This window comes from Spiroplasma endosymbiont of Seladonia tumulorum, assembly GCF_964020235.1.
Classification (GTDB): domain Bacteria; phylum Bacillota_I; class Bacilli_A; order Mycoplasmatales; family Mycoplasmataceae; genus Spiroplasma.
In genome coordinates, this window is sequence record NZ_OZ026545.1 from 2,113,951 (window position 1) to 2,137,610 (window position 23,660).

At 23.8% G+C, this 23,660-nt stretch carries 33 protein-coding genes; 23 read left to right on the plus strand and 10 right to left on the minus strand.

What is annotated here, in order from left to right:
- The first annotated feature begins 497 nt into the window (after nt 1-497).
- From AACL22_RS13535 to AACL22_RS13580, 10 genes are all read left to right on the plus strand, one after another.
- Complete coding sequence (locus tag AACL22_RS13535) at nt 498-737, plus strand: hypothetical protein (RefSeq protein ID WP_338991075.1); 240 nt, start codon at nt 498-500, stop codon at nt 735-737.
- Between the two features lie 516 nt (nt 738-1,253).
- Nucleotides 1,254-1,538, plus strand: coding sequence for a hypothetical protein (locus AACL22_RS13540; RefSeq protein ID WP_338991147.1), 285 nt, complete (start codon nt 1,254-1,256; stop codon nt 1,536-1,538).
- Nucleotides 1,539-1,547: 9 nt separating this feature from the next.
- A complete protein-coding gene (locus AACL22_RS13545; protein WP_338991069.1) occupies nt 1,548-1,715 on the plus strand; it encodes a hypothetical protein in 168 nt (55 codons plus the stop codon).
- Between the two features lie 13 nt (nt 1,716-1,728).
- Complete coding sequence (locus AACL22_RS13550) at nt 1,729-1,902, plus strand: hypothetical protein (protein WP_338988935.1); 174 nt, start codon at nt 1,729-1,731, stop codon at nt 1,900-1,902.
- 1 nt (nt 1,903) lies between these two features.
- A complete protein-coding gene (locus AACL22_RS13555) occupies nt 1,904-2,041 on the plus strand; it encodes a hypothetical protein (RefSeq protein WP_338988699.1) in 138 nt (45 codons plus the stop codon).
- Nucleotides 2,042-2,043: 2 nt separating this feature from the next.
- Nucleotides 2,044-2,460 (plus strand): single-stranded DNA-binding protein, encoded by a 417-nt coding sequence (locus AACL22_RS13560; protein WP_338988701.1) that lies wholly within the window; start codon nt 2,044-2,046, stop codon nt 2,458-2,460.
- Nucleotides 2,451-3,104, plus strand: coding sequence for a hypothetical protein (locus AACL22_RS13565; RefSeq protein ID WP_338991149.1), 654 nt, complete (start codon nt 2,451-2,453; stop codon nt 3,102-3,104). Before AACL22_RS13560 ends, AACL22_RS13565 begins: the two co-directional genes overlap by 10 nt.
- Complete coding sequence (locus AACL22_RS13570) at nt 3,088-3,756, plus strand: ERF family protein (RefSeq protein WP_338991151.1); 669 nt, start codon at nt 3,088-3,090, stop codon at nt 3,754-3,756. Before AACL22_RS13565 ends, AACL22_RS13570 begins: the two co-directional genes overlap by 17 nt.
- On the plus strand, nt 3,756-4,229 hold the full coding sequence (locus AACL22_RS13575; protein ID WP_338988706.1) for a hypothetical protein: 474 nt from the start codon (nt 3,756-3,758) through the stop codon (nt 4,227-4,229). Before AACL22_RS13570 ends, AACL22_RS13575 begins: the two co-directional genes overlap by 1 nt.
- Nucleotides 4,230-4,235: 6 nt before the next feature.
- Complete coding sequence (locus AACL22_RS13580) at nt 4,236-4,412, plus strand: hypothetical protein (protein WP_338988709.1); 177 nt, start codon at nt 4,236-4,238, stop codon at nt 4,410-4,412.
- Nucleotides 4,413-4,437: 25 nt separating this feature from the next.
- On the opposite strand, the gene AACL22_RS13585 is transcribed toward AACL22_RS13580, so the two are convergent.
- From AACL22_RS13585 to AACL22_RS13610, 6 genes are all read right to left on the minus strand, one after another.
- Complete coding sequence (locus AACL22_RS13585) at nt 4,438-4,773, minus strand: hypothetical protein (protein WP_338992914.1); 336 nt, start codon at nt 4,771-4,773, stop codon at nt 4,438-4,440.
- Between the two features lie 94 nt (nt 4,774-4,867).
- Entirely contained in the window at nt 4,868-5,503 is a 636-nt protein-coding gene (locus AACL22_RS13590) for a hypothetical protein (RefSeq protein ID WP_338988713.1), read from the minus strand.
- A 23-nt stretch (nt 5,504-5,526) separates the two neighbouring features.
- Complete coding sequence (locus AACL22_RS13595) at nt 5,527-6,987, minus strand: hypothetical protein (protein ID WP_338992915.1); 1,461 nt, start codon at nt 6,985-6,987, stop codon at nt 5,527-5,529.
- A complete protein-coding gene (locus AACL22_RS13600) occupies nt 6,977-7,915 on the minus strand; it encodes a hypothetical protein (protein ID WP_338992916.1) in 939 nt (312 codons plus the stop codon). The genes AACL22_RS13595 and AACL22_RS13600 overlap by 11 nt, the downstream gene beginning before the upstream one ends.
- Nucleotides 7,916-7,921: 6 nt before the next feature.
- Nucleotides 7,922-9,022, minus strand: a complete 1,101-nt coding sequence (locus tag AACL22_RS13605; RefSeq protein ID WP_338992917.1) for a hypothetical protein — start codon at nt 9,020-9,022, stop codon at nt 7,922-7,924.
- 17 nt (nt 9,023-9,039) lie between these two features.
- Nucleotides 9,040-9,501 carry a hypothetical protein gene (locus tag AACL22_RS13610; RefSeq protein ID WP_338992919.1) on the minus strand — a complete coding sequence of 154 codons (462 nt, stop codon included), beginning with the start codon at nt 9,499-9,501 and terminating at the stop codon, nt 9,040-9,042.
- A gap of 315 nt (nt 9,502-9,816) precedes the next feature.
- Here AACL22_RS13610 and AACL22_RS13615 point away from each other — a divergent pair, with 315 nt between their 5' ends.
- The 5 genes from AACL22_RS13615 to AACL22_RS13635 all read left to right on the plus strand — a co-directional run bounded on the left by AACL22_RS13615 (nt 9,817) and on the right by AACL22_RS13635 (nt 12,652).
- A complete protein-coding gene (locus AACL22_RS13615; protein WP_338992905.1) occupies nt 9,817-10,185 on the plus strand; it encodes a hypothetical protein in 369 nt (122 codons plus the stop codon).
- A 68-nt stretch (nt 10,186-10,253) separates the two neighbouring features.
- A complete protein-coding gene (locus AACL22_RS13620) occupies nt 10,254-10,733 on the plus strand; it encodes a hypothetical protein (RefSeq protein WP_338992906.1) in 480 nt (159 codons plus the stop codon).
- A 7-nt stretch (nt 10,734-10,740) separates the two neighbouring features.
- Nucleotides 10,741-11,295: a lipoprotein gene (locus AACL22_RS13625; RefSeq protein WP_338992907.1), complete on the plus strand. Its 555-nt coding sequence runs from the start codon at nt 10,741-10,743 to the stop codon at nt 11,293-11,295.
- Between the two features lie 86 nt (nt 11,296-11,381).
- Nucleotides 11,382-11,645 (plus strand): hypothetical protein, encoded by a 264-nt coding sequence (locus AACL22_RS13630; RefSeq protein ID WP_338992908.1) that lies wholly within the window; start codon nt 11,382-11,384, stop codon nt 11,643-11,645.
- Nucleotides 11,636-12,652 (plus strand): DDE-type integrase/transposase/recombinase, encoded by a 1,017-nt coding sequence (locus AACL22_RS13635; RefSeq protein ID WP_338992909.1) that lies wholly within the window; start codon nt 11,636-11,638, stop codon nt 12,650-12,652. Before AACL22_RS13630 ends, AACL22_RS13635 begins: the two co-directional genes overlap by 10 nt.
- A 3,084-nt stretch (nt 12,653-15,736) precedes the next feature.
- On the opposite strand, the gene AACL22_RS13640 is transcribed toward AACL22_RS13635, so the two are convergent.
- The 4 genes from AACL22_RS13640 to AACL22_RS13655 are packed head-to-tail and all read right to left on the minus strand — an operon-like array spanning nt 15,737 to nt 19,250.
- Nucleotides 15,737-17,128, minus strand: a complete 1,392-nt coding sequence (locus AACL22_RS13640) for a hypothetical protein (protein WP_338992910.1) — start codon at nt 17,126-17,128, stop codon at nt 15,737-15,739.
- Nucleotides 17,121-17,399 carry a hypothetical protein gene (locus AACL22_RS13645; protein ID WP_338991181.1) on the minus strand — a complete coding sequence of 93 codons (279 nt, stop codon included), beginning with the start codon at nt 17,397-17,399 and terminating at the stop codon, nt 17,121-17,123. The genes AACL22_RS13640 and AACL22_RS13645 overlap by 8 nt, the downstream gene beginning before the upstream one ends.
- Complete coding sequence (locus tag AACL22_RS13650) at nt 17,399-18,859, minus strand: PBSX family phage terminase large subunit (protein WP_338992912.1); 1,461 nt, start codon at nt 18,857-18,859, stop codon at nt 17,399-17,401. The genes AACL22_RS13645 and AACL22_RS13650 overlap by 1 nt, the downstream gene beginning before the upstream one ends.
- A complete protein-coding gene (locus tag AACL22_RS13655) occupies nt 18,852-19,250 on the minus strand; it encodes a hypothetical protein (protein WP_338991023.1) in 399 nt (132 codons plus the stop codon). The genes AACL22_RS13650 and AACL22_RS13655 overlap by 8 nt, the downstream gene beginning before the upstream one ends.
- Before the next feature lie 265 nt (nt 19,251-19,515).
- Here AACL22_RS13655 and AACL22_RS13660 point away from each other — a divergent pair, with 265 nt between their 5' ends.
- From AACL22_RS13660 to AACL22_RS13695, 8 genes are all read left to right on the plus strand, one after another.
- The gene (locus AACL22_RS13660; RefSeq protein ID WP_338992913.1) at nt 19,516-20,856 is read left to right on the plus strand and encodes an Mbov_0401 family ICE element transposase-like protein; all 1,341 of its coding nucleotides are present in this window, start codon (nt 19,516-19,518) and stop codon (nt 20,854-20,856) included.
- Nucleotides 20,857-21,368: 512 nt separating this feature from the next.
- Nucleotides 21,369-21,608, plus strand: a complete 240-nt coding sequence (locus AACL22_RS13665; RefSeq protein ID WP_338991075.1) for a hypothetical protein — start codon at nt 21,369-21,371, stop codon at nt 21,606-21,608.
- A gap of 516 nt (nt 21,609-22,124) precedes the next feature.
- A complete protein-coding gene (locus AACL22_RS13670; protein ID WP_338991147.1) occupies nt 22,125-22,409 on the plus strand; it encodes a hypothetical protein in 285 nt (94 codons plus the stop codon).
- Between the two features lie 9 nt (nt 22,410-22,418).
- Nucleotides 22,419-22,586, plus strand: coding sequence for a hypothetical protein (locus AACL22_RS13675; protein ID WP_338991069.1), 168 nt, complete (start codon nt 22,419-22,421; stop codon nt 22,584-22,586).
- A 13-nt stretch (nt 22,587-22,599) separates the two neighbouring features.
- Nucleotides 22,600-22,773 (plus strand): hypothetical protein, encoded by a 174-nt coding sequence (locus AACL22_RS13680; RefSeq protein ID WP_338988935.1) that lies wholly within the window; start codon nt 22,600-22,602, stop codon nt 22,771-22,773.
- Between the two features lies 1 nt (nt 22,774).
- Nucleotides 22,775-22,912, plus strand: a complete 138-nt coding sequence (locus AACL22_RS13685; protein ID WP_338988699.1) for a hypothetical protein — start codon at nt 22,775-22,777, stop codon at nt 22,910-22,912.
- A gap of 2 nt (nt 22,913-22,914) precedes the next feature.
- Nucleotides 22,915-23,331 carry a single-stranded DNA-binding protein gene (locus tag AACL22_RS13690; protein WP_338988701.1) on the plus strand — a complete coding sequence of 139 codons (417 nt, stop codon included), beginning with the start codon at nt 22,915-22,917 and terminating at the stop codon, nt 23,329-23,331.
- A partial coding sequence (locus tag AACL22_RS13695; protein ID WP_338992921.1) for a hypothetical protein occupies nt 23,322-23,660 on the plus strand: 339 nt, incomplete at its 3' end. The genes AACL22_RS13690 and AACL22_RS13695, both read left to right, overlap by 10 nt.

Below are 23,660 nucleotides of genomic sequence, written 5' to 3' on the forward strand. Positions count from 1 at the left end.
TAAATAACTTTAATAAACATGTATTTTTGTCGTAGAAAAATTTAAAAAATGTTAAAATATTGTTGACAATAAAATTAAAAGTAATATAATTTAGATAAGTAAGTGGTATTTTTATTCCACAATTTCTAAGATATTAATTAAAACCCTTAAATAATACATACAGCCAAAAGGGTCGCATGGAAAAAAGAAGGGTTTTAACAAATACATAGAAATTGAATAGAAATAATAAATTAAACCATTTACTAAAATGGTTTTTTTATTTGTTAAACCAAAATTATTAATTGATTCAGAGAAAGGACAGCATCTTAAATTCTTAAAATAGAAACTTTTATTACAACTTTTTGATACCCTCTTTAAGTTGTTTACACATTTATTAAATATCTTAGAAATCTTTATAAAGTGTACCTGTTTTTTCTCCAATTTTAAGGTGTTGTCCTTTCTCTGTTTCAGTTAATTAATTTGCTAATAAAAAAACTTAATAAAGGAAGGAGTAGGTAATGAAAATTAATAAGCAACAAACAATATGTGATGTTGATAATTGCTATAAAGCAATATCATTCATTATCGAAGAATTTTTATCAAATAAAGTTTTATGAACTTGTGAAAAACATAAAGATTTATTGAATAAAGTAAAAGATAAAACACAAAAGCGGTTTTATAAACGCTTAGAAAATTCAAAAATTATCTTTGATTATGAAACTGGTTTATTAAAACTTAAATTTTATAAAACAACTTAATGCAGAGCGGAACGGTTATTTTAAATAACTAAGTGTTTTTATTCCACCGCCGGCCGAGGCAAGTACTGAAATAGTGTATGAGGAAAAATGTAAATCGGCGCTGGTTCATTAGAACTAAGCGATAGTCGTGATAAGTCCAAGGTTAATATCAAACGACAATAAAAATAGAGATAGTGACTTTACAATTAAATTTGCGAAAAGTGTGGTTGGTTGGAGTTTTATAGCATTTGGTCCTTTAAAATGCGAGTGAATTTTTAATTTAAAAACTGAACGTCAAATCCCAGAGCAAAAGCACAAATGGGCACGGATAAAGGAAGACATATATATGTCTGGCGTCAATATTAAAAAACAACTGTGGATTATTAAACATTCAAACAATTAACATATCGCCACCGCTCACCCCCAGTGAGGCGGATGGCGTAGTAAGTAAATAGATAAATACTTATATAACTAATTCTCGCTTGGCACTTTCACTTGGGAGTGAGTGCCAGCAAGTTAAAACTAGGAGGAATTATAATGACAGAATATAAAAGTAAATATATTAATAAAACTTGAAATGAAATAACAACATCATTTTATTGAGTTAATTGTCAACCTATTAATTGTCGTATTTCACATCATAAAAAACATTATGATTTGCAATGTTTAGAATGAGCCAAAATGTACTTAAATTTATTTAAAGATAAATGAGATGTTATTGCTTCTTATATGCAATATTACAAAATTAACGATATTTTAGATTTAGCTTCTGATGGTTGAAAAATATTGCAAATTGACCAAAAAATCAAAGGAATAATTTAGGAGGTATATATGAAAAAGTTAAATAAAACTTGTATTAAAAAAAGATATTGAGGTTATTGTTTTCATAAAGAATGCAATCAAGAAAATAAATTAAGTGAATTAATGCTTAAAAGTTATTCAGTATCATTTGAAGATATTGCAGATGAACATTGAGCATTAAATACTAAAAAGAATTAGGAGGAATTAAATTATGAATAAAAGATACTTATTGGTAATGAAAAGTAAATATAGTGATTTTAAAACGAGCTGTTTTTATACATTAGAAGAAGCAAAAACTACTGCTAATGTTGAAAATCAACAAGAATGATTAACAACTATTATTGATTTAGAAAATGAAAATATTAAATGACAAGGATGTGAATAATATGTGAAAAGATGAAAATGGCAAAGTTTATACCGAAGAAGATTTATTTAATGAAGCATTAGAAGAATGTCATTCAGAAGAAAGTGCTTATGAATATATTGATACTTTAATTATGGAAAAGAATTTGGAGGAAATTTAATAATGAATAAATTTATTGGAATTGGTATAACAACAAAAGATATTGAAATTAAGAAAACAAGTAATGGAAAAGAATATACTATTTTTAATTTAGCAATTACTCGCCCATATTCAAAACAAAAAGAAACTGATTTTATTCCTTGTCAAGTTTGAAATAAACAAGCAATTACTTTACAAAAATATTGTCAAAAAGGTAGTCAAATAGCAATTACTGGTGTTTTAAAATCTTTTAAAAATAAAGATAATAAAACTGAATGAATAGTTCAAGTATCTAATTATGAATTTTTACATACAAATAATGATTTAAAAAAATCTGATAAACCACAAGAAAAAATAGAATTTAATTCATCTGAGACAAAAGAATTATTTAATAATGATAATCAAAATATTGGTAATGATGAAACAATTTTATGAGATTAGATTTAAAACCTTTATATATTTTTAATGATGAATTACATAAGTATAGTATTTTAATACCTAGTGTAAGTAAAATTGTTAATATTTTAGTGCCAAAAGATTTTTCACAAATTGATGAGAATATTTTAAAATTAGCACAAAATCGTGGAATATGTTTACATAATATGATTGATGTTTGAATAAAAAATAATTTTGATGATGAATTAATTGAATTTATTGATTGTGAAATAAAATCACATCGTGAATTATTTAAAAATTTTACAAAACTATATCAAGAAACTTTAAAAGATATTAAATTTAAATATTATGAAACTGAAAAAACACTTTATAGTCCTTTAATGTGTGGGACAACTGATTTTATTGGAATAACAACTGATAATGAATATATAATATGTGATTGAAAAATTACTAGTTCTAATGAGAAAACAGATATTGAACGCTATATTTGGCAATTAAAACTTTATTATTTATTAGAAAAAGACTTTTGTATAGATAATAAAAAAATATTAATGATAATTATAAATCCAAAATTAAAAATAGTAATTAAAGAAAAAGTTGATATTACTAAACAAAATTTAGAACAAATTAAAGAAGCAATTTTAATATGACAAGAAAGAGAGGAATGAGAAAATGCCACAAGAAACTAAAAAAACATTAATAGCAAGTATTGGTGAAATACAACACGATTTATCATTATATTTAGAAAAAAACCAAACAATGCAAATGAATGGTAGAACAATTTATAACTATTTTGGTGAAGCACAAGTATTAGAATTAGTTAAAAAAGAATTTAAAAAGCATCATATTACATATATTTGGAGTTATGTGAAAGATACTTTAAAAGTAATTAATGATATACCATATTTTGAAATGGAATTAACTTTATGTAAAGAAACAGAAGAAATTAAAACTTATTGACCTTTTACAGGGAAAAATACTGACCCCGCTAAAAGTATTGGGTCAGCATTAACTTATGGAGTTAAATATGTTTTAAGCAAACTATTAGGTTTACCAACCGAAGAATTAGACCCCGATAATAGTGAAATAAGTAAAATTAATTCTAAACAAGAAAAAGAACAAACAGAAATTATTAACAACTCAAATCCAAATTGAATGAGTGAACAGCATTTCAATAATATTAAAAATTTTATTACAAATACAAAAATAGAACAAGATATTATTTCAAAAGGTAAAAATTGATTAAAAGAAGAATTAAATGTTGAAAAATTATCACCAGTTCTGATTAGAAAACAAAGCGAAGATTTTTATTATCAATTTAAAGAAAGATTTTTAAGATAATGATAAAAATAGGTATTGACCCATCAGGAACTGGTACTACCGCTATTGTTGTTTATGAAGATAATAAATTAAAGGAAAAATTAGAATTTACTAATTATTTATGAATAAAACAAGTTGATTTTATTAAAGATATATTATTTAAACACTGCAATAGTGTTTGTCTTGTAAACATTGAAAATTGCTTATATACAAATGCTAATGGTTCAAAAGACCGTGATGATTTATTAAAAATAATTGGAGTAATTAAATATGATACACACGAATTAAATAATGTTAATTGAATATCACCCCGTTATACTAAATCAGTGGTTAAAAATATGGAAAATTTAAGTAAATATAATGATAGTTATTTATGAAAATTTGATAAAGATACTAATTTAACTTATCAATATGGTAAGGGTTGATTTTATAATAATGATAAAATAAGTAATCATTTACGCGATGCAATTATTATTGCTCATTATGAGAGGTAATATATTATGAAACAATCATACAATCAAAAAACAAGAAAATATTATTCTTGTAAAATTCGTAATATAAATGTTTACTTAAATGAAAATGAAGAAAAAGTTTGAAATAAATTAAATTTTGATACTTATTCACAACGAATAGAACATCTTATTAATTTTTATATAAAACACAATAAAGAAAAATAAAAAATAACCAATTAAGGTTATTTTTTTAAATACTATTTGTTAGTTGTCTAATAGCATCTTTTTGTTCTTGTTTTTTGTTGTTTATTTTAACTTGTTTTTTAACATTTTTAATTTGACCTGTTTTAAGTGCTAATTCTGTTGCATATTCAGGTCCTCGTAAATGTTTTTCGTGTGCAATAACAGCTGTTCTTAATTCTCTAATTTCTGCTTTATATTTTTTAATTTTCTTAGCAGATAATCCAAGAATACCAAGACTACCCATTCCACCAGCACCCGCTAATACAAGTAAAGCAATCATTAATGTATCATTTAACATTTTTTTACTTCCTTTCTCATCCTTACTCAAACAGTGGCCATCCATCCTTTCAGAACAAAATAATTTATAAATTAAACTATATAACCACCCAAAAATATCAACCACCCCTATAAATATAGTCTATTTTAATAAAATTTAATTATTTGTTTATATTTAATTCTTGTTTATTTTCTTCTTGTTTTTGTTTTTTAATATTTTCATTTTGTATATTTTTTAATTTTTCTTCTGTTATGCCATCTAAATTATTTCATTGTTTAGCTATTCGTGGTTGAACGACACGCGGATTAATACGGCAGTCAAAACAATGTCTTAAATGGTCTTTTTTTCATTTTGATTTATCAATTCAAATAATAATTAAAGAAATTATTAAAGTAATTAAAGGTAATATTGTAAATACTAATCCCATTTTAGATATTTTTAATCTTGGTATATCAATTTTCATATCTACTTTTGGTTTACTACTAGCAACAAATATACCTTGAATTCCGTGTGTAAATAAAGGTGTTATCAAAATAGCAATTCCATTACCTCAATATTGTCCATAATTATACCAATTAATTTGGTCTTTAATGCCATTAATCATCCCATACTCTAATCAACAATTTAATGCTAAAAATATCAATGTATAAAAACTAACTACTCAACTACGAATTTTATATTTTCTTTCTCATTCTCTAATATCTTTATGAGTTCAATTATAAGTCGGAATAGGGTCTTTTTTAAATCAATTTCAAGGTAAGGCACCCTTTAATCAAGTTGTTTTATCTTGTTTCATAATTATTTACCTCATTTAATTTTTTATTCATTTTTATTTAATTCTAATCATTTTTTATTGAATAATTCTTTAATATCATTTCTATTATTTGAAATAATTCTTCATATTGGATGTTTTTCAAATAAATTTAATTCATTAATAGTTGTTGCACTATTTATTTTTCTTATCACTATATCATAAGAGTCCGATGTTTCTTCTTGATACTTGGGTAAATCAATATCCATATCACGATTATAAATAGAATGTGGTTCATTTGACATTAATTCGCTATTATTTATTAATTTTCTTTTAATTGTTAAATCTTTAATAACAATATTATTTGTTTCATTTTTAATTGATCCATCTTGCTTAATTATTATGCTTTCATAAGAATTAGCTGTTAAAAATGAAAAAATTGATTTTTGTGATATTGTTTCAAAATAATGTGTTACAAATTTATTAGCAGATGCATAATCTGTTATTGAAATTGATATTTTATAGTAATATTTTGTTAAATCATAATCTGGAATTTTAAATGTTAATTTTTCGTTTGCTTCTGGATAATTAATTAATTCTCAATCATTGCCACCACTAATAGATATATCACCACTGCCTAATAATGAAGAACCATTAATAGTTTTAATATTTGTACCGCTTACTAATTTATCTTGTTTATTATTAATATCTTGTGATGTTTTTACAATATATTTATCATCAACTTTTTCAATATAATTTTTATTTAAATAACTATCTTTAATAACATCCGATGGAATTTCATTACTTTGTTTTGCTTTTCAAACACCATTTTCTTCATAAATAGTATCATTATCAAACGGAACGACTAATTTAATATATTCATTATAATCAATTTTACTAAAATCATTTTTTATAGGATAACTAATATTAATACTATTATCTTTAACAATTCTATCTTTTAATCAAAATAATAATGTTGGATAAAAAGTTTTTTTACTAATATGTTTATATTCTTCTTCTCATGGATGAGCATAATTATCTAAACTATAATTATATGGCCTAGATACTGTTTTACTAGATATAATATCAATTATTTCACCTGCTAATTTTAAAGCATTTTTAACATCACGAGTAATATTTTCATTTGCTTCAGGGTCATTAGTTTGTGAATAAGCAACACCACCTTGTGAAAATGATGCACTACCAGTTAAATCATTAACTCCTTTTGGTAAATATCAATTAATAACTGCTAATAAACAAGCAGATTGAATATAACTTAATCATTTATCATATTCAATTAAACCAGTATTATCTTTTTTTACTCATGGAAATAATTCTTTTTTATTAATCTTATCGGAAATTGTCCCGCCTGATAATCTATCCATTCATAAACTAGTTTTTAAAATAGCATTATAAATTAAATTATCATTATAAGCAGATTGTTTTCTTTCATTAATAGGTTGTCAAAGTTTACTTTCTTTAACATCTTCAACTGTTATAAATAATAAATTACTTAAATTATTTTCCATATAATACACCTCTTAATTGATTACGATATTTATTTTTTAAATTACTTGGCTTATAACTATTAATTCTTGTTCTTGTTTTCTTAATTGTTTTAATAGTTTGATTAGTTTTGTAAAATATATTTTTAACTGGTGTTTTATATAAATTCTTAATATTTTTAACATCACTTCGACGTTCACGATACCATTTTTTATTATTAATTTCACCAGCAAAATTAAAATTAAAATGTCCAATCTTTAAATTATTAATAAAGTTTTTAATTTGTTGTAATTTTTGAACTGTTGGTAATGTTAATTTAGTAGTTCCTTTTGGGTATTTTTCTTTTAATGCTTGCGGTAATCGTTTTTTAATATAATTTCTTAAATGACTAGGTAATCATTTTCTTAATCAATAACGTCAAAATAAAGTTCCTGCATTAGATACAGCATTACTTAATAATTTTCAAATTTCAACTGGAACACTAGGATAAACATATGGACCATAAAATTTCGGATGTTTTGCTGTTTTTGTATATATTAAAATAGTTAAATTACCTGTTAAAGTTAACTTATTTGTAATATTAAACATACCACTATCAAGCCAACTACTATTTAAAGGTTGTCAATTAGTATTTAAATAATTTTCATTTTTAAATTGTTCTCTATTTTTAATATTATTATCTTTTTCTAATTGACTTAATATTTGTTGTATTTCTTTTTTATGACCTTTTTTAATTAAATCTAAATAAGTAAATGGATTTAATCACTGATAAATATCTTCAACTTTATTTGTAATTTTATTATATTTATCACTAATATAATTAATTGGCTTTAATATTTTATTTTTAACTTGATTAACTCTATTAATTAAATTTACAAATTTACTTATTAAAGGTTTATTTTCTAAATTAGATACTAATAAAGTTAAAACGCGTAATATTAGTAAATTCATTTTATATTAACCTTGATTATTTGGTTTTGATTCTGGTTTTGTTGCTGAAATTAGATAATCAACTGGAACTCTAAAAGTTTTATTTAGATTACTTTTAGCGGCAGTAATTTCATCTTGGCTTGGTTGTTTTTCCAAAATAATTTTACATGTTTTTGGATATAAAATTGTTGGTGTTGCATATTGCACTTTACCAATTCATTTAGGGTTAGCAGTATCATTATCTAAAACTTGTTGAATAGTATCCATATTAATTGGATAAGCTCATACTTGTTTATTAATAATTAAACCATTTACATTAGTAAAATTATAACCTTTATCACGGTTAACTTGTCCTTTTGTATATGTTTTTTCTAAATGAAAGCTTTTTGATACTGGAATACCCATTGCTGTATTTTCATATAATTCACCATTAACCATCGATTTTAATTGTGCTTGTGAACCAATTACTTTTAAATAAGCAGGTGTTAATCCTAAATACGCCCTACGACCTAAAACCATAAACATTTTATCAGTTGGCAAACCAAAATATAAATTACTAATTTGATTTGTTAATTCAATCAAAGTTTCATTTAATGTAAAGAATGCTCTATTTGCATCATCAGCATTTTCAGCTGTATAACTACGAAATGGAATTACTTCATATTGACCATCTGCTAAACAATAATCATAAATAGCCTGAATTAATTCACATTCTAAATTAACAAATTTATTCTGTACAACACTAGAAATAGCATCAGCAATAACGCCATTTTTAATATTTTGTTCTATTAATGCTAAGTCAAAAGCTTCATTCATTAATTTTAAATTAAATCTTTTATCAATAGGAACTGGAATTCTTGTTAATCCCATTGTTTGAGTTGTCCCACCATTTGGTAATGAATAATCATCTTGTCATACCACACGATGAGTTAAATTATATAGTGCTTGACCAGCATTTGGTAATCAAGCAACTTGTTCTGCGGTTGCAGTAGCATACTGCATAATACTTGCATATTCATTATATAAAGGTCCACGCAATAAAGCATTAACCATATCAACATACGCTTTTTGGTCTGTTGTATTACCTTGTAATATAAAAGGTACTTGTGGCAAATTAATTGTTGCCATAATATTTCACTCCCTTATTATCTAAGGTTTTTAAGTGTATAATCAGTTATTTTTTTAATTTCATCAGGAGTATATGCTCCTTTTTCTTTAATAGTTTCAATTTCATCATTCTTATTTTCAGTTGATTTTTCAATCATATCTTTAATAAAATTAGTTGGTGAAACTGATGGTTGTTCTTCAACAAACAAATCAGGTTTTAATTCTTTTAAAGTTTGCATTTTTTCAATTAAAGAACTACCACTAACTTTTTCTAAATTAGTTTTAATATCTTCAATTTTAGTAGATGGAACATCTTTAAATGCTTTTAATTCATCTAATTCATTAGATAATTTAATAAAGTCTTCTTTTGATATAACATCTTCGCGTTTTTGCACACTTTCTCTAATTTGCTTTGCTTCATTATTAAACTGATTTAAGATATTTTCTGCAATCTCTTCACTTAAACCTTGTTCGATTAATTGTTCTTTTGTAAGTGCCATTTTATAAACCTCTCTTTTTTTATTCTTGTCCGATTAACAAGTCAGCATAAACTCTTTTTTACGGAAAAAGATTAAACCTATATTTTTAATTATATACCAATAGTTCACAATTACAATATATTTTGTATACAAATACTAAACAAATAATAATATATTTTACTGCTAATTTAGCCCTTAAAACGCGTAATTAAGAGTATTTTAAAAGATAAATTTATTAAAATAATCGCTAATTTTGCTTGTATATATATATATATATATATAATACTGGTAAATCTTGATAAAAGGTTTCAAGATAAAAAAAGGAGAAAAACAAGTATGAAAAAATTACTTAGTTTATTAAGTGTATTAACAATTAGTGGCACTGCTGTATCAACAACAATTGCCGCTAGTCCTTATCAAAAAGAAGAAACTAAATTAGAAAATAATGAAATTAGTTATTTACAAACAAATAATTTAAAAAATTTAAATAGAGTTAAAAGACAAGAAATAACATATCCAATATTAGAAGATGTGTTAATTGATTTAAGAAAAACTAGCATGAAAAAACCAATGCAATTTCAAATAGCTAATTTATGATGTGTTATTGCAATTTTAAAAAATATATTTGATAATAATATTCTTAATAATAAAGATCTTAAAGAAATGGAACAAGAAGAAATTACAAGTTTTTTTCAGACAGCATAAATGAAAAAGGTGTTTCGTTTTCAAATGTAATTGAATTATTTAACACAAACCCGATAATTAAGGAAAGTTTGGGATATAATTTAAAGGAAATTGATTTAACTCGATTATTTTGAAATAGATTAAATGATATAGAAAAAAGAATGTGGATAAGACATTTAATATGGGAATCTCTTTCTAGACAAGTCCCTGTTATTTTTGGTGGTTTTTTTGATTTAGAATATTATGGCCAAATATTTAATAACGCTTCTCATTCTGCATTAATTGTTGGAATCAAGCCAAATAAAGAAAATATACTTGAAGATACTTATTATGTTAGAGATCCATGAAGAGACAGTGAAGGTGAATTTATTCTAGATCAAACTACAGAAATTTCAATGACGGGGGAACAAATTTTTAATATTTTATTTAATCAAATAGAAAACGGTAGCGTATTAATACATGAAGATGTTTTTCAATTATTTTGTGAAAAAGCTATTAGTATTTTTTCATCAATTTGAGAAATAACAGAACCAGAATTAATGGCAGCTATAGGCTATAGTATAATATAATTAAAATATGAAAAAAATATTAAGTCTTTTGGGAACAATCACTTTAATTGGAACAAGTACAACAAGTTTAGTTGCTTGTAATAACATAGCAGAATACACACCAGAAGAATTAAAATATTTAAAAAAAGAAAACCAAATAAATACAACGAATAAAAATATTAAAAACAATTTAGAGTGAATAGCGCCACAAGAAAAATCATTTAATAATGTAGATAATAAATATTATTATGTAGTATGACACAGTAATTCAAGTGAAAATTGAAGAATTACAAAATTTAAAAATGATACAAAAACATCAAAAGAAAATGGAAAAAGAATAATTGTTAATGAAAATGGTGTAGAAAAATTATTTATATTGAAAGAAACAAAAGGATTTATTGGAAATAAAGAAATAGAATTTCCAAAAGATATAACAGTTCAATGAAACTCATCATTTACTTGAAAATTTAGTCAACCTGCTAGTAAAAAAGTTTTTAAATCAGTTTATCGTTGAAATTTAGATACTAATGAACCTGATTTAATTTTAGACGAAAATGACAATGTAATAGTTAACGGTGAATAAAAAAAGAGATTATTTAGAGTGCACCCCAAAAAGTAAGTAAAATAAAAAAAGATTTTGCTAAATTTTTATAGGGGGTGCATTTTTATATGGCAAAAAAAGGACAAAAATATAACAAATATACATCAGAATTTAGAACAAAAATCATTGAGGAAATTAAACAAAAAAGTTGTTGAATAGTAGCAAAACAATATAATATAAATGCAAATACAGTAGAATCTTGATGAGCAAATCATAAAAAAGGAAAATTAAACAATCCTAAAGGACCTAAAATTTCTTTTGGCAAAAGAAATTTAGAATATTATAAAACAAGGTATGAATTATTAAAAAAGCTCCATGACTTTTGCAATTAAGCAAACTAAGAATTGTCTTTTTTATTAAACAAAATTTTTGTGAATATTCAATAAAATTATTACTAGAAGTAACAGGGTTAAAACGTAGTTATTGAGATAAATATAAAAATTATGAAAGTAGCAAAAAAGATAAAAAAGCAATAAATGATATTGTAAAAGTCTATGAAGAAAATTTAAAACAATTTGGTTATCGAAGAATTACTAAATATTTAAAGGAAGATTATGGTATAAAATATAATTCAAAAAAAGTTTTAAGAATTATGCGTGATAATCAAATACAACCTGAATATGTAAGAAAAATGAGAAGAAAAATGAAATATAAACAGAATAAAGAAAAAAGCTTATTGCAATATCCTGATTTAATTAATCGTAAATTCAATGATATAAAAACAAGGTTTTCAGTACTATATACTGATGTAACATATTTAATTTGAAAAGGAGAAAGATATTATCAATCAACAATTATTGATGGATATACTAAAGAAATAGTTGATGTAAAGTGATCTAAATATAATGACAATAAATTAGTAATGGATAATTTAAATGATGCAATTAATAAAATAAAATTAATAAAAAAAGATCTGAATGGAATAATAATTCACTCAGATCACGGATATCAATATACATCTACTATTTATCACGATAAATGTTTATCTAACGGTATTACAATTTCAATGGGAAAAAATTACCACTGTAAAATATATAATTCACATGAAGAATATATACAAGATGTTATAAAATGAAATACATGATATTCAAATCGTAAAGAAAAAGATATAATTAAAAAAATAGTAAATACTTTTTTATTAGTACTTACTAAAATGGGTGCACTCTATATTAAATCTCTTTTATTTTTATCTTGGTTTTATTGTAATTTTAACTGGATTATCACTTTTATTTTTAATACCTACTACATTGGGATTATTAACATTTATTGTAATATTTTGATTATTACCAAAATATTTATAAAAATTCATAGTATTATAATTAAGATAAAATGGCGATAATTCTAAATATAATACTTTTGAAAATCTAATTTTTAATTTTAAATCATTAGTATAATATGCTTGTAAATAAGTTTCTTTGATTTTATCATTAACTTTATTAGACAGTGATGTTATTTGTAATAAAAATAATAAAGTTGCACCATAAAGTTTATAGGTACTTTCATACAAATTCTTTTTTAAACCATTAGTATAACCGATAGCGAATGTTTGAATATCATTTACTTTTATATTATCAGTATATAAAGTTATTGTATTCTCAAAATTAACATTATCACTTTGTGAGAGACCTGCGGAACGTAAACTTACATCGGTTAATGTTTTAAAATTATTTTTACAACTATCAACACCACCTAAAATATTAACATTTCTATTAGGAATAAAATTTTCTATAGCAGATTGTCCACATTTAACTTGTAAATTAGTAAGATTATTTATTTCTATTGTTTTATAAACATCTTGAAATTTACTAATACTTTCAATTGTTGGGTCAATTTGTTTTAAATCAATTTCTATTTCATAATATCCATTAAAATAATTATTATTAAATAAATTATAAAAATTATTTCCTCTAATTATTGAAAGAGTATTAGAACACTGTGTTGGTATAGTAATTTTAGTTAATAATGGTTTTGCTGTATTAGCATCTCATATATTTTTTGTATATTCTTTGTAATTATATGGAACTGGTGGTAATACATATTGTGGGTAATTAAATGTTGGTATTTCATAGTCATGTGGTAGTAAGAAACTAGTTTTATAGTTAGTTGTCATATCTCGTAAATAATTATTTAAAACACTTTTTGTTTTACCTCTGAAACTCCATACAGATAAGCGTAAATAATCTTCTTCATTATTAGTATATGGGTTATCAGCATAAAAGATAATTTCAAAATTACCTTTATATAAGGCTTGAATTGAAAACATATCAATTATATAACTACAATTTGTACCATCTGGTGTTTGTAAGAATTCGCAATCATTATCTTTTTCACTATCACTAACTGGTGTTTGAGCATCAACTGCTCTTACTAATTCATTAATTAAATATATGCGATTAGTTTTAGGATTTAATTGTTTTAAATTATAAGTTGAATAAATTATTCGTTCTGTTGGTTTACCATCTTTTTCAAAAACATTGCCTTGTATTTTATCAGTTAATAAAGTAGTAAAACTAAAACTAGTAGCATTAGCACCAATCATAGCACCAATTTTATCATTTCCTTGTTCTCTAAATATTTCAAATGGTAAATAACCTTTACCAGCAGCCTTATCACCTCAAAAGGCATCATTATAAAAACTATAAACATTAGCACTCATAAAACCATTAAGTCATGGAAAATTAGGTCATTTATCATCTTGTGTAATTGTTAAATTACCAATTCAGTCCCAAGGAATACCAAACGAAACAAAGTTTAAAAACTTTCCAATAGCAGGTATCGTAAAAGGATTAAATACTAATTTTTGCGTATAGTTTAAAGGTAATACTGTAATTTGACGATTAATAAAATTATTCATATTTAAGATATCTCAAACATTACATGCACCCATTTTATTATATTCAATTTGAACTTGACCAACAGTATTACCAAATTCATCTTTTCTTCTAAAATATGATGATGCTTGGGTACTAATAATGTTATTAATAGTTCCACTATTTACTTTTACTTTATCTGGTGGAGTAATCATTCAATTTTTAGACCAATAAGGCTTAGAATTTGAATTTTCTTCCTTAATAGTTGTTCCAACAGTTGGATTAGTTGCTGTTGAACTTGCTTTATCTGTTATTATCATACCCTCATTATTTTTTTCAATTCAAAAATCAGACATTGATTGAATATGTTCTTTTCAATCTTTATATCCAGTAATAATAGTTGGTTGTATTCCTTGAATGTTATATCAACTTACTTCGGGTGAAGCATAAGTATTTATTTTATCAGGTGGTGCAGGAAACATGTTATACATTAATAAATCTCTTGAATTCATTACTTTTTTATTAAATTCACCTTTAATAATTGGTCGCCCAATAACAGGCATATCAAAAAAGATAGGATTACCATAAAATTTAACTGCCATTGCTCTAACACCTGGGTCTTTTAATAAAATTTCATCTAATTCAACAATACCTTTATTTAGTTTTTCATCATAAGTTATTTTAGGAAAACAATAGCCTTCACCTGGGGCACTTGTTTGAATAAATTGTCGTACTGATAAACCACTATTACTAATTTTGTCATTAATACTTGAAAAGGTAATTTCTTGTCATAAAAAACTACCATCATATGGTGAATAATAATTAATCACATTTGATGGATATAATCATTGTCTATCTTGGGGAGCAGAATTAATATCACCACCACCAATATTTAAACCACGGTCATTAAATACAGTATAAAAATTATAATAATCATTAATATTTAATTTTTCAGCATCTTCATCTAAAATTAATAAAGTATATTGTCTTTCTGTTGATTGCTGAGTAAATACTTGTTCAAATTTAGCATCACCAAATTGAATTGAACTTCTATCATCAATCATATAAGCATCTCAATATTTACCAACTTTAACTTCTTTTGTATAAAAATTATCGGCTTTATTATCATTATTAATAAAATAACTTAATTTATATTGTTTTAAGTATTCTAACATTCTATTAATATCATAAATGTTTTCACCATCAATTAATTTTCAATAAACATTATTATTTTCATCTTTTAATTTTATCGCAAAAGGTGTTTCATTATTGGCTCATATAGTTGAGTTAATTGGTTGTTTATTAAAATCATCAATTGTTAAAATATTAATTTCTTCACCTTTATATTTTTGAACTATTTTTAAACTACCTTGTCATTGTGCAATAGTACTTTCCATGTTATCAAATATTCGTGAATAGCTACCATAATCACTAGGTTTTGCATTATTAGGTTTTCAACCAGTTTCAGTATCAGGTATATATGAACTATAAACATTAAAAGGAAATACCATTCAATGTCTATTATCTCTTATATTTTCTCTAATATCTATTAAAGTATCATGGGCTTGTCTTCTTAATTCTTCCATAACCCCTGGGTTAATTCTACTCATTTTTTAATTCTCCTTAATTTCTGTTCTACCTTGTAAGGCATTTTGATTATTACCAGTTTCATCATATTCCATTAATTTATTATTATGGTCTATTTCTTTGGCTTGCATTTTATCTTGTCATTTTTCTATTTTTTCAAAATATTTGGTTGCTTCTAATTCATCAATATTATCATATTCAGTAATTGCTCTTATTGGTTCCATTGTGCCATTATCTAATCTAGCAGTAATTAATTCATTTTGTCGCATTTGGTCAACTAAACTAGCACTAACAAAATCAAAACCATAAGGTCGTTCACCAACACCATCTCATAAACCATAATATTTTAAAACAGTATCAAACATCTTAGTATAATATTGTTTACGATATGCTTGTAAATATGCTTGTTTTTCTAAGTCTTTTGTTTTTTTTATTAATGATTGGGTTTTATTTTCTTCACTATCTGAGGCATCACCAAAAGGACTAGAAAAATTACATGCTATATATACTTGTTCAATAATTGCTTTTTGGTCTTGTGTATATGTTTCTAAGGTTGGTGTCCCTTGTACTACTTGTAAAGATTGAGATAATTGACCATCTACTGTTGATGAACTTGATTGAACAAAAATATCATCGAATACATCTTGCAGTACTTTTTTATTACCTTTGTTATAAGCAGTCATTAAATCATCACTTAGTATTCCATATCAATGTGTACGATTTGCATATCTTTCTTTTGATTTAATATTAAAACTATCTTCTAAATCAAATTGTAATTTATAACAATTTGCCATTGTAGGTCATGGGTTTAATGTAGTTGATGTTGATAAAAATAAAGGATTAGGTTCATTTATCATTTCTCAAAAAGGTACTATACCTAATTTATTTTTAAATTCTTGTACTAAAACAGGTTTAACATCATCTTTAATTTGTGTTTTACTTTGCCCAACAACTACTTCATTATTTTTAGGTCAACCTTTAATAACTATTTTATCTTTGGTACAAATTAAATTTAAAATAAAACCACTATCTGATTGATGATAATTTAATCAAATATCGGCACCTTGTTCAATTTCGTTTATTTTACTTACGCGTGATGTAAAGTTAAAAGGGTTAATTCATAAATCAATATTTCCATCACTAGTTTCTAATAAACCAAAGATAGTTTTACCCATTAAACTTGCTGTTAATTCATTTTTATCTAATTTTTCTTTTATTTTATAAGTTTCATATCATCAATTTAATTTTTCTAAAATATCTTTACGATGCGACTTAAATAAAATATCTTTACCATTTATTAATCGCATTTGATGACGAGCGATAATATTTGCTAAATTAATAGTTCAATCATAATTATAAAATTTTAAAACACTATTAATATCATTTAAGTTTGGTAAACTAGGGAAAGTATTATTCATTGTTATTTTGCTCCTTTAATTTTAAAATAAGTGCATAATTAATTATATTTACAGTTAATAAATTTGGTTCATTTGATAAAACTTGAACACATACTTTAACTTTTTGATATCTTTTAATATATTCGTTATATAAATTTAATTTACATATTGCAATATTATCTTTTTTTAATTCTTGACAAAGTCTTTTTTTAACTTGTCCACAAACAGACATATAAGGTCTTTTTGCATTTATTACACGCTCATCATGTATTACATAAATATCTTTTTTCATTAAGTTAATCACTCCCTTTGTTGTCATAATTTATAATCTGCTGTACTATTATGTTTAACCATTGGTACTAATTCAAAGTGTAAAGCATAAAAATCACTATCAAATGTATCATCGTATAAGTCCAACATTCGTTCTTCTCTGGCATCTGGTTTATCTTCTCATTGAATTAATTCATATTGAGTTTTACTTACAGGACATTTTTCTCATAATCATTTTAATTGATTAGTATTTATTAACATTGTGAATGCTTCAATACGATGCTTTATTTTAAATTTCTGCTTTTGTGCTGGTTTTAAATGCATATATTGACCAAAAGAATAATTATATTTTTCTCGGTTTAAACTTTCTAATGTTGCATAAGCACTATCATCAACATTGATTGATATACCTTGCTGTATTAAATTAAAATATTGATTTAATTGATTGTTGTAAAACTCTAAAATATCTTTTACTTGTTCTAATGGTCCTTTAAATTGTTGTGTAGCATTTGAGTGTGTATATTCTGCTACTTTATATGCTTTTTTATCAAATGAATTATATATTCAAAAACTCGCTGCTGTTGTATGTCCCTTAGGACTAGTAGAGTTTGCTAAATCAACTCCACCTAATAATTTAGTTGGTTGAATAATATCTGTTGCTTGCATAATATCAATATATCTTGCAAATATTGACCCACTAGTATTGCCTGGTAAACCTCAACTCCATACTCTTGCTCTTTCAATATCTAACTGTTCTAATCTTAATTGTTCATTAACTTTATCTTGTGGTAATTCATAATTTAATCTTCAACTAGAATAATGAATAATAATTTTCATATTTCATTTTTCAATATACTTAATTTGCTCATATTTACTACGCATTATTTTTTCATCAAAAGGCATTAATTCATTACAATAACCAACAATATATCTTTTTAAACTTTCAGGATTACATGTATTAATTGTTATTTTATTTTGATAACCACGAATAGCAAATTCTAAATCACTTAAATCTTTTTGTTGAAATTGATCACATTCTTCTCTTCAATCAATAACTAATTTATATTTATTTAAATCAGCAAAGGCTTTTAATTTTTCTTTTCGACTTGGTGAATGTAAACCTTTACAATATATTTTGCTACCATTTGATAAAGTAAAAGTAAAATTTGATAAATTAATAGTATAAGGAATATGATTTTCATCTAACATATTTCATATATTTTGAAATACACTATCTTTTAAATCTTTACTCCAATACATACTAGCAATAATACAAATTGGTTCTTTAATTAATAAACTAATTTTTAATAATTCACCAAACATTTTAATATTTGATATAGTTTTACCACTATATCGTGTTCCAATTTGATTAATTTCATTCACTAACTCAAACTTTTTAGCAAAGGGATATTTATTACCAATACTACTATTTTGTAATAACCAATAAGAAGCTTCTAACAAATAAGTAAAATGATTAAGCATTATTATCACTTTCTTTTTTAATATCTCTAATATCCGTTTGTAAATTAACTATTATTGGTTGTTGATTATTTAAGTTTAATTCTTGTTCTAACTGTTTTTCTTGTATTGAATATTTATAATTAAATGCTCGTTGTCAATATAATTTAGCACCATTTGGTGATTTCATCATAAAATTAATTATTTCACTTTCAATTCTATCAACTTGTTTTTCAAGTAAAGGAACTATCTTCTCGCTCGCATAAGTATCATATCTTCACTTGCGAGAAAGATTGAATTCATTGGTTAAATCGTTCAAAGTATATGGTTTATTAGGTGATTTATTTTGCCAAAATTCATCTATTTTACGATAGAATGTTCGTAAACTTGCTGTTTTTGGATTAAATTCTTTCATTTTTTACTCCTTTATATGGTTAAATATAAGTAGAGAAAAACATGTACAGAAGAACTTGACACGGTTCTTTTTTTATTATCTATATTTTACATCAAAATAAAAAAAGTAAATTACTTTACTTTTTTCAGTTAAATTAATTTGCTAATAATTAACAATTAAATTATAACACAATAAATAAAAAATAATATCTTTTTTTTTTTTTTTTTTTTTTGCATTTTTATTATTTTTGTGTTAATGTGTAGAACTAAGGAAAGAGGGTAAAAAAATGATAAATATTGATAACAACTTTTTTAAGAATTTTAATAATTTGTTATATATACAAAGTATTGAAATTATTCAACAAAATTTAGAAAATTCTGATGAATGAATTTTTAAAAATTATAAAATTGATGAAACTTTAAAAGAATTTAAAGATTATAAAGTAAAAGAAATAAAACCAAGAACATTAACTATTTTAAATGGGAAAATAACTTTTAAAAGAAGAAAATATTATAAAATTAATCCAGAAACAGGTAAAGAAGAATATATTTTTCCTTTGGATAAACTTTTAGGAATTAAAAAATGACAAAGAATAAATAATTCTGTTAAAGAAAAAATATTATCATTTATTGGCAAGAAAAAAACATATCAAGATATTTTAGATACTATGGAACATGTAAAAATTTGTATAAAAACAATTTCAAATATTATGAAAAATGCAAAAACTGATAAAGAATATTATCTTAATAAAACTGATAAAAAAGTAAAGATACCTCATACTTTATATATTCAAATTGATGGAACTTATTTAAAAATGTGAAATGAAAAGAAAAAAGGAAAAGAAAAAATAAAAAAACATAGTATATTTTCAACTGTTCATACTGGTTTTGATAAGGTAAAATCAACGAAAAAAAGACCTATAATTGCAAATAAATTAGGTGTTATAGAACTTGATAATATTCCAGAATATATTAAAAAAAATAGTAAATTAACTAATTTTGTTAATAAATTATTTACATTAATTACCAGTTATTATGATATTAATGACAATATTGAATTTATGGTATTAGGCGATGGCGCACCTTGAATTAAAAATATTGTAAAATTTATTCAAGAATATTTTCCTAAAAATAAAGTACATTACACGATAGATAAATTCCACCTTACAAGTAGATTTAAAAAATTATATCCTTATCAAAGTAAAAACAAAGAAAACAGAGAAACGTACCATAAAGCAATCGATTATTTTTTTAATGCTAAATATGAAGAATTATTAGAATGTTTAAAAAACAGTGCTTCTTTTATAAAAGAATCAAAAATGAAATTCTTAAAAGAGACAATTAAATTAATTAAAAATAATGAAGAAGGTGTCAGAAATCAAACATTATGAAATAATATTGGTTGTCATATTGAGGGTGATATATCACATTACTGTAAAGGTGTTTTGGTTAAAAAAGCAACTTATCATGAAAAAACTCTTAAAAATAAATTAAATACTAGTATGATGAATTTTAAAAATAAAATTAATTTATTTAATACTAATGAACCATTAGAAGAAAAAAGAATTAATTATTCAGTTAATAATTTTGTAAATAATAATTTACAACCAAACTTATATTTTTATTAATTTTATCTAATAAATTAAATAACTTTAATAAACATGTATTTTTGTCGTAGAAAAATTTAAAAAATGTTAAAATATTGTTGACAATAAAATTAAAAGTAATATAATTTAGATAAGTAAGTGGTATTTTTATTCCACAATTTCTAAGATATTAATTAAAACCCTTAAATAATACATACAGCCAAAAGGGTCGCATGGAAAAAAGAAGGGTTTTAACAAATACATAGAAATTGAATAGAAATAATAAATTAAACCATTTACTAAAATGGTTTTTTTATTTGTTAAACCAAAATTATTAATTGATTCAGAGAAAGGACAGCATCTTAAATTCTTAAAATAGAAACTTTTATTACAACTTTTTGATACCCTCTTTAAGTTGTTTACACATTTATTAAATATCTTAGAAATCTTTATAAAGTGTACCTGTTTTTTCTCCAATTTTAAGGTGTTGTCCTTTCTCTGTTTCAGTTAATTAATTTGCTAATAAAAAAACTTAATAAAGGAAGGAGTAGGTAATGAAAATTAATAAGCAACAAACAATATGTGATGTTGATAATTGCTATAAAGCAATATCATTCATTATCGAAGAATTTTTATCAAATAAAGTTTTATGAACTTGTGAAAAACATAAAGATTTATTGAATAAAGTAAAAGATAAAACACAAAAGCGGTTTTATAAACGCTTAGAAAATTCAAAAATTATCTTTGATTATGAAACTGGTTTATTAAAACTTAAATTTTATAAAACAACTTAATGCAGAGCGGAACGGTTATTTTAAATAACTAAGTGTTTTTATTCCACCGCCGGCCGAGGCAAGTACTGAAATAGTGTATGAGGAAAAATGTAAATCGGCGCTGGTTCATTAGAACTAAGCGATAGTCGTGATAAGTCCAAGGTTAATATCAAACGACAATAAAAATAGAGATAGTGACTTTACAATTAAATTTGCGAAAAGTGTGGTTGGTTGGAGTTTTATAGCATTTGGTCCTTTAAAATGCGAGTGAATTTTTAATTTAAAAACTGAACGTCAAATCCCAGAGCAAAAGCACAAATGGGCACGGATAAAGGAAGACATATATATGTCTGGCGTCAATATTAAAAAACAACTGTGGATTATTAAACATTCAAACAATTAACATATCGCCACCGCTCACCCCCAGTGAGGCGGATGGCGTAGTAAGTAAATAGATAAATACTTATATAACTAATTCTCGCTTGGCACTTTCACTTGGGAGTGAGTGCCAGCAAGTTAAAACTAGGAGGAATTATAATGACAGAATATAAAAGTAAATATATTAATAAAACTTGAAATGAAATAACAACATCATTTTATTGAGTTAATTGTCAACCTATTAATTGTCGTATTTCACATCATAAAAAACATTATGATTTGCAATGTTTAGAATGAGCCAAAATGTACTTAAATTTATTTAAAGATAAATGAGATGTTATTGCTTCTTATATGCAATATTACAAAATTAACGATATTTTAGATTTAGCTTCTGATGGTTGAAAAATATTGCAAATTGACCAAAAAATCAAAGGAATAATTTAGGAGGTATATATGAAAAAGTTAAATAAAACTTGTATTAAAAAAAGATATTGAGGTTATTGTTTTCATAAAGAATGCAATCAAGAAAATAAATTAAGTGAATTAATGCTTAAAAGTTATTCAGTATCATTTGAAGATATTGCAGATGAACATTGAGCATTAAATACTAAAAAGAATTAGGAGGAATTAAATTATGAATAAAAGATACTTATTGGTAATGAAAAGTAAATATAGTGATTTTAAAACGAGCTGTTTTTATACATTAGAAGAAGCAAAAACTACTGCTAATGTTGAAAATCAACAAGAATGATTAACAACTATTATTGATTTAGAAAATGAAAATATTAAATGACAAGGATGTGAATAATATGTGAAAAGATGAAAATGGCAAAGTTTATACCGAAGAAGATTTATTTAATGAAGCATTAGAAGAATGTCATTCAGAAGAAAGTGCTTATGAATATATTGATACTTTAATTATGGAAAAGAATTTGGAGGAAATTTAATAATGAATAAATTTATTGGAATTGGTATAACAACAAAAGATATTGAAATTAAGAAAACAAGTAATGGAAAAGAATATACTATTTTTAATTTAGCAATTACTCGCCCATATTCAAAACAAAAAGAAACTGATTTTATTCCTTGTCAAGTTTGAAATAAACAAGCAATTACTTTACAAAAATATTGTCAAAAAGGTAGTCAAATAGCAATTACTGGTGTTTTAAAATCTTTTAAAAATAAAGATAATAAAACTGAATGAATAGTTCAAGTATCTAATTATGAATTTTTACATACAAATAATGATTTAAAAAAATCTGATAAACCACAAGAAAAAATAGAATTTAATTCATCTGAGACAAAAGAATTATTTAATAATGATAATCAAAATATTGGTAATGATGAAACAATTTTATGAGATTAGATTTAAAACCTTTATATATTTTTAATGATGAATTACATAAGTATAGTATTTTAATACCTAGTGTAAGTAAAATTGTTAATATTTTAGTGCCAAAAGATTTTTCACAAATTGATGAGAATATTTTAAAATTAGCACAAAATCGTGGAATATGTTTACATAATATGATTGATGTTTGAATAAAAAATAATTTTGATGATGAATTAATTGAATTTATTGATTGTGAAATAAAATCACATCGTGAATTATTTAAAAATTTTACAAAACTATATCAAGAAACTTTAAAAGATATTAAATTTAAATATTATGAAACTGAAAAAACACTTTATAGT